At 65.4% G+C, this 11676-nt stretch carries 7 protein-coding genes; 2 read left to right on the top strand and 5 right to left on the bottom strand.

The window, feature by feature from the left end; translation table 11 throughout:
* Nucleotides 1-353: 353 nt before the first annotated feature.
* The 5 genes from JLZ96_RS21955 to JLZ96_RS21935 all read right to left on the bottom strand — a co-directional run bounded on the left by JLZ96_RS21955 (nt 354) and on the right by JLZ96_RS21935 (nt 9823).
* Entirely contained in the window at nt 354-1763 is a 1410-nt protein-coding gene (locus tag JLZ96_RS21955) for a plasmid pRiA4b ORF-3 family protein (RefSeq protein WP_201011245.1), read from the bottom strand.
* Between the two features lie 219 nt (nt 1764-1982).
* On the bottom strand, nt 1983-2531 hold the full coding sequence (locus tag JLZ96_RS21950; RefSeq protein ID WP_201011244.1) for an LpqN/LpqT family lipoprotein: 549 nt from the start codon (nt 2529-2531) through the stop codon (nt 1983-1985).
* Nucleotides 2532-2701: 170 nt separating this feature from the next.
* Nucleotides 2702-3541 carry an HAD family hydrolase gene (locus JLZ96_RS21945; protein ID WP_201011243.1) on the bottom strand — a complete coding sequence of 280 codons (840 nt, stop codon included), beginning with the start codon at nt 3539-3541 and terminating at the stop codon, nt 2702-2704.
* A gap of 28 nt (nt 3542-3569) precedes the next feature.
* The gene (locus JLZ96_RS21940) at nt 3570-4787 is read right to left on the bottom strand and encodes a metallophosphoesterase (RefSeq protein WP_201011242.1); all 1218 of its coding nucleotides are present in this window, start codon (nt 4785-4787) and stop codon (nt 3570-3572) included.
* A gap of 101 nt (nt 4788-4888) precedes the next feature.
* Nucleotides 4889-9823: an AAA domain-containing protein gene (locus JLZ96_RS21935; RefSeq protein ID WP_201011241.1), complete on the bottom strand. Its 4935-nt coding sequence runs from the start codon at nt 9821-9823 to the stop codon at nt 4889-4891.
* A 216-nt stretch (nt 9824-10039) separates the two neighbouring features.
* Between JLZ96_RS21935 and JLZ96_RS21930 the strand changes: the two genes are divergently transcribed.
* Both JLZ96_RS21930 and JLZ96_RS21925 read left to right on the top strand, forming a co-directional pair.
* Nucleotides 10040-10642 carry a dihydrofolate reductase family protein gene (locus JLZ96_RS21930; RefSeq protein WP_201011240.1) on the top strand — a complete coding sequence of 201 codons (603 nt, stop codon included), beginning with the start codon at nt 10040-10042 and terminating at the stop codon, nt 10640-10642.
* A gap of 14 nt (nt 10643-10656) precedes the next feature.
* Nucleotides 10657-11328 carry a TetR/AcrR family transcriptional regulator gene (locus JLZ96_RS21925; protein WP_032371643.1) on the top strand — a complete coding sequence of 224 codons (672 nt, stop codon included), beginning with the start codon at nt 10657-10659 and terminating at the stop codon, nt 11326-11328.
* Nucleotides 11329-11676 lie beyond the last annotated feature (348 nt).

The following is an 11676-nucleotide window of genomic DNA, read 5'->3' as shown; positions in this document are numbered from 1 at the left end:
CGAATGCATTCACCAAATAAAATTCGGCACTGACATTCATCGACACACTGTTGAGTTCTCAAAGAACACGCACACACTCGAACCCCACGAACACACAATCCGTAGGCCTCAAGGGCAACTGTTCCAGCCTATCCCAGCTTGGTCTCGGACACAAGGCCCGACTCTTGGGGGATAAAACCTGCCGAGCCACACGTAGAACCTCGTTCACCCAGTCCGTGAAGACCGGGTCGGTGTCCGTCGCTCTGACTCGACAAAAGTTACGCCACCAACCCCACACACGCAAATCGGCTGGTCAGGCCCCTGGAGACGCGTCGAGCCGGCCGAGACGGCACCGAACGCCTCGGAATCGGCGGTCAACTGGACAAAGCGTCGCGTGCAAATCGACGGGACCAACTCGGTGAGTCCGATACGGCTTCCCGAAAGTAGAAGCTCGGGCCATGGGCACCGATGAGGTCGAGAAAGCTCATGGTCGTCTGAGCAGCGAACTTGGCGTCGAACACACCGGAATCCTCACTGGCCCAGCCTAATTCGGAGACCGTCTCGATCAGCATCTCGTTACGGTGGGCCGCTGAGGCCGATGCGGCCAGAGAGATCAGGAACAGCGTCGCGGCATCGGTCTCGTATGTCTCCTTCCCCAGCGGAAGCCGCGAGGCCGCATGCCGCCACATGCCGATCGGGTCGTCGGCCAGTGATTCGCCGAGCTTCGTGCGCAGCAGCCGCCCCTTCGCGATGCGGGTCAACCCGAGGTGTCGGACCGCCTCGCGCAAGTCGGTGACCTGATGGTGGTCGATCTCGCGGCTGCTCGACCCCACCCACCCCAGACCCCAATCGAGCTCGTCGCGGATCGCTGCAACGAAAGCGGGCTTGAGGTAGCCGGCATCGGTGAGGACAGCGCCGCCGTCGCCGACCTTTCGGAGGAACCAGGTGAGCTTGGCCATCGCGATCTCGGCAACCGGCAGGTCCACCGAACTTTCGACGGTGAGCTCGCACCGGGGCAGCAACGCCATCAGTGACGGCACGTGGGTGGGTCGTACTCGGTCGAACAGTCGCCCGATGGCCGGTGCGGCCGCGACAGCTTCGGCGAGCGTCGACCTACCGACATCTGCGGATTGCAGCACGCGGTTGACTGCATCGACCTCGAAACGGGCCGGGTCGAACGTCGGACCCCACTGGGAGAGAAGTTCGGAGTGTTCGGGGTCGGACGAGTCTGCCGCGATGTCCAGCGCCTGGGTATAGCGCGACGGACCGCCCGAGGACTCGGGAGGACACGCGCGGGCACCGTCGAGACAGATCGAACGAAGGTCGTCGATATCGGAGTCCTCGTGTTCCAGCTCGACTGTGTGGGTCCACCCGTCACCGAAATCGTATTCGTACGTCATGACGGATCCCGGGTGCGTCAACACCTCGTCGACGCGTACCCGCTCCTCACTGGAGGCGTCGTCGTCCGGTTCGTCGTCGAGGGTCTCCTGCATCTCGAACCGTCGGGTCGCCCCTGCGGTTCTGACGCTGAATGCGTGCAGGTGTCGGTCTTCCCAGCCCACGGCGATCTGCAGTACCGAATGCAACTCGGACAACAACAGATCCGATCGCACGCGCACTCGTCGCCAGATCGACGGCCGCGTGTGATCGATACTCACCCTCAGCACCAGATTCGCCAGGCCACGCGCGGCACCCTCCGTTGCGCTGGGTTCGGCCGGCTCGTCGGCTTCGGGGATATCCGGCACCACCGACAGGTGCCGAACGCGGCCGGTTCTGATCGACATGCGAACGACCCTAGCCGGATCGGTGCGGCATACCCAGGTGTCGCTGCCCGTCGCACTCGGTCGCCGTCTGCGCCGATGGAGCGGACAGGCATCGCCTACTCTCGCGCGGAGCAGACTCCGTGTGCCCTGGACTGCTGCGGCTCGGTTGCCAGGGCGTCCGCCCGACTGCATCTTTCCCGGCCCGACAGCACGGGGTTGGCATAGAAAATCCGAGTGCCTCTACGCCGCGGGAAGCGTCAGTCCGTCGTTGATCGCGGACACGTCGAATGCGAGCGCATCCAGCTGAGACTCGAGCGTCGTCACGGTCAATTGGACCAAGTACTGAGCTTCCTCGCCGACCACTGCGTAGCGCGTCGTCACCGCAGCCTCGAGCCCTTGGGCGACGTAGGTGCCCCGAATGAACCGTGACGGCCACCCGGCCCACGACGCCGTACTCGCCTCCCGCTCGACCCACCCGGGCATCGCGCGCCCGTCACCGAAACCCAACGCCATCAACGCTTCCGGGTCGATGGAGTGAGAGAGCTTCCCGACCAGCAAGACAGCATTCGGCGCGAAACCGTTCTCCACCAGGTTCGGCTCGACCGTCACTTGGGTCGCACCGGGAAACTGTGCCGGATCGAGCGTCTGCCACCCCGCGGGAACCGGCACCGTGATGCCGAGATCGGCCGCCGCAGCGCCGTCCAGCGGCAACACCTGCAGTGCATGAGCGTCGAGATACTCGGCGATCGTGGTGGGTTCGGACGGTCGGGTCGTGGGAGAGTCGTTCACTGCAGGCCCTTCGTGGTGGTCGATTCGGCACGACCGAGGCTACCGGCGTCCGCCGAACCTACCTCGACGACTCCACACAGCAGGTCACTGTTGTTCGGAGACAACGCCATCCGTGATGTCGGACCCAGATGGGTCGAAGGCCGGTCGACCGAGAACAGTATCGCGAACGACTACCGCTGCACTCGACGCTCGGTGAGTTCTTCGAGATAGCGGGCAACCGCATCGTCGTCGTGCGAATGCAGTACACGATCGGCCACAGCGCGCACCGGCTCCGCAGCATTCGATGGACACAGCGCGGTACCGGCCCACGCCAGCATGGGAAGGTCGTTGCGCGCATCTCCCACCGCTGCCACGTCGTCCTGAGCTACGCCCCACTGTTCGCACAACTCCGCCAGAGCAGTGGCCTTGGATACCCCGGCGGCGGACATCTCGATGTACGGTGCCCCGGAGTGCGTCAGCTCCACACCGACGAGACCTGCCTCGGCCACCAACGCGTACAACTCCTCGCTCGGCGTATCACTGTGTCGTGCAACAATTTTGACTGTCGGCTCGATGTCGGCCGACAGACCGTCCTCCGACAGCTCCATCTCGTGCGGGTGGCGGTGATGGTCGGCGAAGACACACAGCTCCGCGTATCGCGACTCGGCGACGAAACGAGTGGCACCCACAGTTGCGAACGCCACGCCGGGAACCAGAGATCGAACGGCGGAGGTGACAGCCGCGACCGTCTCCGTCGGCACCGACCTGGTCGCGACGATGACCGGGCTGCCATCGGCAAGGTCCAGCACCACCGCACCGTTCGCTCCCACTGCCGTACCGGTGAACCCGCACGACGTCGCGAGCTCGGCGATGGAGTGCCGCGCCCGCGCCGTCGCCCACACCACCCGGATACCCGCGGCTTCGGCCGCGGCCATCGCATCTGCAGTCCGCGCCGACACCGTTCGATCCGAACGAAGTAGCGTGCCGTCGAGATCGGTTGCGACTACCTGGATCTCTCCCGTGTGCCTCACCCGTCCGATACTGCCAGGTGCCGACGCGTCAGCCTGCCACCAACGTCAGGACCGAGATCTCACTCGGTGCGAACACCCGGAACGGCGGCCCCCAGAATCCCGACCCCCGACTGGTGTAGAGCTGCGTACGCGCTCCATGCCTGCTCAGTCCGTGCACCACCGGCTGGTCCAGTCGAACCAATGCCGCGAACGGCCAGATCTGACCGCCGTGGGTGTGGCCGGACACCTGCAGATCGACGCCCGCTCGGACGGCGTCGCCGATCTGTTTCGGCTGGTGGGCCAGCAGCAACACCGGGATCGACGGATCGGCCCCGGCCAGTGCCCCAGCCAGATCGGCACCGTGACCGGGGGCACCCGACCCTGCTGCCGTGGCGTCGTCCACACCGGCGATGACCAAGGCATCGTCACCTCGATGCAGCACGACATGACGATTGTGCAGCGCGTTCCACCCGATGCTCTGCATGTGGTCCAGCCACTCCTGCGCCTCACCGAAATACTCGTGATTCCCGGTGACGTAGACGCGGGCGGCGGACGCGCGCATCGATTCCAGCGGCGCAGCCTGTTGCCTGCGCGTGGACACGGAACCGTCGGCAATGTCGCCGACGTGCGCGAGCACGTCCGGTTCGAGCGCGTTGACGGCGTCGGTCAGTCGCCTCGACCACACGGTTCGGTTCACCGGACCGAAGTGGGTGTCGGTGACCAGGACGACTCGCAGGCCGTCGAATCGGGCACCGAGCCGGGCGATGCTGATGCTCGTGTGCCGAACGCGCGGAGTGCGCATGGCCTCGTAATGGCCCCAGAGGGCAAGGCCGACGATCACTGTCACCGTCGCCGCCGCCGTGATTCGCGACCGCAATGGATCGTCGACACCGGCCGCCCACAGCCCGAGCCTGAGCAACAGTGAGAGCGCCGACCATACGAACGCGATCCAGGCGAGACCCAGCAGGACGTCGCCGAGACGCGCCCAGGCGTCCCTCCTGTCCCCCTCACTGCCGGGCCGGTGACCGAGATACATCGCGGTGGGCAAGGCGAGCGCGGCAGCGATCACCAGTGCCGCGCCGAGCAGCCGGACCACCGGCGGCCACTGCGCCCCCGCGAACAGCACGGTCCACATGGGCAGCCCGAACAGCACCGCACACAGTGCAACAACCGTGGCCGGCAGCAAGATTCGCCGACGAAGCGTTCGGTCGGGCCGTTCGGGCACCGCCCTGTCGGCGTGCAGCCCCTGCGTCTGTCGATCTGCCATCGGCGGAGACCCTCTTTGCTCGAACGTGCGCGAATACCGCGAACCAGACTACGACGGTAACGAGCTGCACGCTGACGGGCCGCGACTCCCGCGGACCACACCTACGGGCTTCGGCGCGTGGTGTATCCCCGCAGTCCGTTGAGAGGCAGTTGGTGCTCGGCGACCACCTCGTCGACCGAGCTCTCGGACTCCTCGTCGCCACCACTCGATTCGACTCCGTCGACCGCGCCCCGCACTTCTTCGGAGCTGTCGACCGAATCGGATGCACCCGGTCCGTCCGAGTCCGCAGCTGCAGCAGGCTCTTTCGGTGCTGTCGGGGGTGTGGACGCGCGCGGAGCTCCGGTCGCGTCGATCGTGCTCGAACCGTTCGCAGCACTGGTTCCGTTGGTCAACCCCGACCGTCTGGATGTGCCGGTTCCGTTCGTGGTGTCGGTGTCGACGGTGTTGTCGGTAGGTATGTCGAGGCGGGGCATCGTCCACAGAGACAGCACCGAATCATGCCGAACGGGTGCGTTCGTTCGTGTCGCAGCCTCGAAAGCCCCGGAATCGTCGAACTGCGAGGACTCGAGCGGTACCGGTGTCCAGGTCTCCTCGGACGCCGTTCCGCCTTCCGCACCAACGGCACCGGGCTTGATTCCCAATCGCGCGAGGGTGAACCACAGACTGTCGAGAGCACCGTCACGATCGAGGTGGTACTCCGATTCCCGCACGCGCCAGAACGTCCACCCGCATCGCTTGAGTTCCTGCTCGCGTTGCAGATCCGCCGATCGTTGCGCGGGGGTGGTCGAGAACGAATCGACGTCGCATTCGACGGCGAGGCGAGAGGACTCCCCCGTGACGACGAGCGCGATACGCCGATTGTTCACTTCGACACCGGGATTGACGTGGAAGCCACGCTCGACGAGGTCGTTGAACAGCTGCTGTTCCAGCAGCGTCTCGAACGGGGCTTTCCTGATCTCGCGCGAGACGTTCTGGGGCATCGGATCGGCGGGAGCGGGTGAGACCGACGTGACGTAGGAGAGCAGAGAGTTACGCAGGTCTGCTCGTTTGAGGCGATCGACGGTGACCGAATGGAACAGCCACAACTGATCCTGCGCCCGCGACGCGGCCACGTTGAACCGACGCTTGTACTGGTTCGAGGTCAGGGTGGCGAAGTTCTGATCCGGTGCCACCACCATCGACAGGAACACGACGTTGCGCTCGTCGCCCTGGAAGTCCGGTGGGGTGCCCACTCGCAAGCGGCGTTGTTCCCACTGTTCGATGCCGATACGTTTGATCAGCTCGTTGCGAATCTCGTCGACCTGCGACTGCCCCTGCAGCACAACGACTCCGAAGGTCAGGTCGTCGTACGCGGCATCGGCGAGGCACTCGGATATCTGCTCCGCGATGGCAATGGCCTCGGTCCGGTTGACGAGCGAGGCGTTCTTTCCGGTGACCGTCGCCCCGCGAACGTACGTGTGCCGAAGCGGCGGCAGTCGATCGGAACCGAACTGCCGCACCGGCACCAGTGGCGAGTCTCCGTAGAACTGCTGACTCGACCAATTGATGATCTCCGGCATCGAACGGAAGTGCTCTCGTAGTCGCACCACCTGACCGAACCGGGTGCGCAGCATGGAGAACAGACTCGACCGCGGTGTCAGCGTCGCCCGCACGTGCTCCGGTAGATCCGGGAGATATACATCGAGGCGGTCGAACACGTCCTCGAGCGTGCCGGCCTGAGGGACATCGGCGGGCGCGCACTGCCGGTCGTCTCCCACCACGATCACCCGAGGCGCGAGGTACAGCAGGAACAGGCTCGTGATGTCGGCCTGGCTGGCCTCGTCGACGATGACGACGTCGAAGCTACCCGGCACCGGCGGAATCGACGCGAGCACCTGGGAGAGCGGCATGACCCAGGCGGGCACCGCGCTCTGTGCCTCTCGCATCGCCGATCGTGCTGCGCTGCGGTAGGTTTCGGCGTACTTGCCGGCACCCGAACCGATACTGGAAATGTGCTCGCGGTAAGTCTGCAGTGCGCGAACCTCGACGGCCGTCATCCGCTGCAGGCTGTTGAGCCAGGCACTGGCGGCAGCGAGACGAGTCGTGAGATAGGCGATGTCGACATCCGCGGCGGCCAACTCCGCTTCCAGCTGCTGCTCGAGACCCCCGTGGTGCTGCTCACCGACCCATTCGCGCGCGCGACGCCACGCCCACGCCTTGGACAGCTGCCAACTGAGCTCGTCCCATTCCGGGTCTGCCGCGGTGTCCTTGACCAACTCGAACAGGGCCGGCGCGACTGCCGACAGTGTGGCCGACATCGACTCGAGCAGCAGCTGATTCTCCTGCTCCGCGCAGGCCTGCGCGTAGGCGGAGACCGCGCCCGCCAATTCCGCAGGATCGGCAGCGCCGAGGGCCGTCACCAGATTCAGACCTTCGGGCGACGGTCCCGCGTCGATACGAGTGGCCACCGCGAATTGCAGAGCGTCCAGCTCGGCGCGGGCGATGTCGATGTCGACGCGCGCGGAGATGGCCGCAGCGGCTCCGGCTATCTCCTGAGCTTCGGCGAGGCTCCGAATCCACGGCGCAGCAGGCGACACCGTGTAGAGCCGGTGTACCAGTGCGTCACGAGCGGCAACCACGGCCGCTACGGAACGGAGTCGATCGGCGATCTGCGCAACGGTGTTGACGCGAATCGATCGCGGGCCGTCGAGCGGGACAACGATCGCCAGGTCGGCCAGCAACACCGCCGCCGTCTGCACGGTGTCGAGAGCCCGAATGTGTTCCGCGACAAGCCGAGCGGCCATCGCACTCGTCGCCGGTTGCCCGTCGACGGTGGCGACGATGCCGAGAGCTTCGACGGTCTTCTGCTCCTCGCTACGACGAAATCGCGGCTTCCATTCGATTCCCGATTCCAGCGCAGCTGCGAGCGCATCCATAGCCTGCAGAGTCGCAGCAGACGTGGACGAGCACTGCACGTCGTGCGCGCCGATGTACCGGTCGGACGCTGCGGCAGTGGCAACGAGGTCGTCGATTCCGCTGACCCGCGACCACAAGTGAGACGCTTCGCCGGACAGCACCGAGTCGGTCACCCGCGCATACGTGGCATCGAGCTCCGCGACCACTCGCACGCGAGCCGCCAATTCCTCGCAGAGAGAACGGATGTCGGACGAGACCGCAGGTTCGACGCCGCCCAGCAACGTGATCAGGTCGGCAGCCAGCGGCGGGACGGCGTCTATCGGCGTATGCACACGCCGGCACAGCGCTGCGAGTTCGGCCGAATTCGGCAGCATCGTTTCGGGACGCGGCAGCACCTGGCGCGATCGTTGCTCGCGGGCACCGTCGGAGGTCGCAATCAGCGCTCGGAGTTGGTCGACCTGGGCACCGTCGAACGGTGGCCGGTCGGCGAGCAACGGCCCGGGCAGCCACTCGTGGGCTCCTTCGGCTGCTTTGACCTTACGTACGATCGACGCCACCGTGCCGTCGTAACCATCCGAAACATATTCGTGCACAACGTTTTCGGATTCGCGAAGGGCGCTGACACGGTTCAGTAGTTCCGTCCGACGAGCGAGCGCGGCCGCGCGGCGGGTGGTGAGCGCGTCGATCTTCTGCTGCTCACTGGCTTCGTCGAACGAGGTCTTACGCTCGGCGATCTTGGCGACGCTGCGATTCAACTCGTCCGAACCGCCACGGGAGAGGTCGGTGATCGAGACACAGAGCTCCTGCAACTCGGGCGGCAGCTTGTCGCGCAGGACTCGCAAAGCTTGTGACTTTTCACTAGTGACCAGAACCCGCTGACCTCGCGCCAGCAGCCCGGACATCAGGTTCGCGATGGTGTGGGTCTTCCCCGTCCCGGGCGGCCCTTCGACGACCACACCGCTGTCGCGTCCGAGTCGTTCGATGATCTGCGACTGCTCGGCATTGGCCGGCAGCGGAAACAGAGGATCTTCGGCCAGCGCCGCCGACGCGCCGGCTCCGGTCCGTTCGAGCCATGCCATCCGATCGGCCGGCTCGATCGCGTCGACCAATTGCGCGAGGCCCAGCGGAACCGGTGAGTCGGCGGCGTCGAGATCGGCGATCATCTGCTCGTAGTACTCGACCAGCGCGAACGAGTCGCGGGTTCGGAGCACGAGTGCGGGTGAGACCGTCAGCGTTCGATCGTCGTCGATGTACGCGAGAGCTCCCGGGGGCCCGAGGCGATCGAGCACCTCGATCTCGTGACGGGGAACTCGCGTCGCCCATTCGCGCAAGAATTCTTCGACGCTCTCACCGAGGGGCGAGTCGACGTTGCCGTGCAGCTTCTCGGCGAGGGCCACCGAGCCGGAGGTATCGAAGTCCTTCGATCCGGTGAGCAGCTGGCCGTCCTCGAGACGCGGGGCACTACCGGCGACCAGTCGAACCAACAGGTCGCCGGTCCGCACATCACGTTCGATTCCGGCCGACTGGGTGAGGAGGTGAGTACGCACGCTGCGCTGGGGGTCGGGGTTGCTCGACGTCAGCAGACCCGACGCCACCACCAGTTCGATCGACTCGGGACGCGAGGCGAGCTCTTGCATCATCAGTTGCAGCGCCTGATACAGCGCTGCCTTGGGCCGCCGGTCTCGATCTTCCTGAGCCCACTGCTTCCAGGACTCCGAGTACTGCTCGAAAGCCTTCTTGATCTCGTAGGCCTTGCGAATATCGAAATCGGCGTCGGACTCCTGCGCCTCGCCGCGACGACGTGATGCCGCCGTCGACGCGTCGGCGAGCTCGATCTCGCGGTAGCGACTGTCACCGACGACCTGGGGATCGAGCCAACCCGTCAGAAGCGCCGGTGGCTCGGGTGGGTCGTCGACGGCGATGCGCGGCGCCCGAAGTACGACCCCGCCCTGGCCGGCCTTCGGGTCCAGACGAACCGGAATCTCACTGGAGTACAGCCACTCGACCTGGACATGATCGTCGAACCTCAGGACCGGATTCGACCGCGCCTCGACTATCTCGCGCAGGAAGCGCAACAGGCGCGCAACCCTGCTCTTGAGCTCGTCGTCGTATTCACGACCGGTAGCCGCTGCAGCCGTCACAGTTTCCCCACAAATGCTCGAATGGCCGTCCCGCCAGGGGACAGTGCTTACGCACCCGCGTCACAGTAGCCGTTGAAAAGCAGTTGTTCACCGGGGTCCGAGCACACAGAATGCGTTCTAGTGTTCGGTCACAAAGACCGACTTGGTTGCTTGGAACAACAACAGAAAACGCGGCCCGTCCGGACACGCGTCGGCCGCCGATCGCAGGAGCGTCGTATGCGCAAGCTGGTCTACTACATCGCCGTCACACTCGACGGATTCATCGCCGCGCCCGACGGCACCTACGACTGCTTCGCGACCGAGGGTGATCACCTCGAGGCCATCGTGACCGAGCTGCCCGAGACGCTGCCGGTGCACGTCCGCGCCGCACTCGGCATCGATTCCCCGCCGGCGCGGTTCGACACCGTGGTGATGGGCCGGGCGACCCTGCAACCCGCACTCGACATCGGCATCACCAGCCCGTACCCCCATCTGCGGCAGTACGTGCTCTCCCACACGTTGCCTGCCGCGACGGACCCGACCGAGCCGATCGTCGGCCGGAACCCGATCGACCTGGTTCGAGAACTCAAAGCCGAGGACAGCGACGCCGACGTGTGGCTCTGCGGCGGCGGCCACCTCGCGGGGCAGCTCGTCGACGAGATAGACGAGCTGTTTCTCAAGGTCTATCCCGTCGTGCTCGGCCGAGGCATCGGGCTGTTCGCGCCCGAGACCGGACCCGAGCCGCCGATCGCACGACGGTTCGAGCATCTGCACTCACGCCAGTTCGACAGCGGCGTGCGGTTCACCCGGCTGGTTCGACCCGACGGCGGTGAGCGATGACGTATAAAGACTGAATGCCTGCCGCACCGGTGTCCGAAGGGGAGCAGCCGACTCGCCGGCCGACGACCCAGCGCGGGCTACGGACCCGATCCGCCTTGGTGGCAGCCGCCCGACGCGTGTTCGAGGACAGCGGCTACCTCGACTCCCGGCTGATCGACATCACCAGAGCCGCGCACTGCTCGGCTGGGACCTTCTACACGTATTTCACCAGCAAGGAAGAGATTCTGGCCGCGGTGCTCGAACAGGCCAGGGACGACATGCTGCACCCCGGCACGGAACGGGTGGACCCGCACGACGATCCCGCTGCCGTGATCGCAGCCAGCAACCGGGCGTACTTCGAGGCATATCGGCGCAACGCCAAGCTGATGGCACTGCTCGAGCAGGTCTCCAACATCGATCCCGACTTTCGCCGCCTGCGCCGCGAACGCGCCGACGCGTTCGTTCGACGCAACGCACGCAGTATCGAGAGCCTGCAGAAACGCGGCGTGGCGGATACCGACCTCGATCCCCTGCTCGCCTCCCGCGCGTTGTCGTCGATGATCAGTCGTCTCGCGTTCAACCACTTCGTCGTCGACGCCGAGGACGGCAATCCCGACGCCGACTACGAGGCGCTGCTCGCCACTGCGACGAGGCTGTGGGTCAACGCGTTGCGGATACCGGACAAGAGCGTCGGACACACCGGATGAACGCCTCCTCGGCAACCTGCTGCTCGTCCGAAACCGCCTTCGTCGACCTGTACCCGTCGGTAATGTACTCGCCGGTAGCCAGAGATGGTGAGGAATCACGAATTATGCTTCCCGACAACGCTACTCGTGAGTACGAATCCGATGTGAGGCAGAGTAAAGAAAATGTCCAGTACGGAATGCGTTGTCACAGAATTGAATTGGCTCGTTCGTGATCAATCACACTCAACCCGAACGCCGTTGGCACGGCACAGGGCCCGGTTGCCGCTAGAATAAGTCGACCGGAGTGCTGCATGGGCGCAGGACCGGAGCCTGCGGAACGACCCGACAACCATCAAACGGACATGCCCA

The organism is Rhodococcus sp. NKCM2511 (genome assembly GCF_014905595.1).
In the GTDB taxonomy this organism is placed as follows: Bacteria; Actinomycetota; Actinomycetes; order Mycobacteriales; family Mycobacteriaceae; genus Rhodococcoides; species Rhodococcoides fascians.
This window is presented reverse-complemented; position numbering and strand designations above follow the sequence as displayed.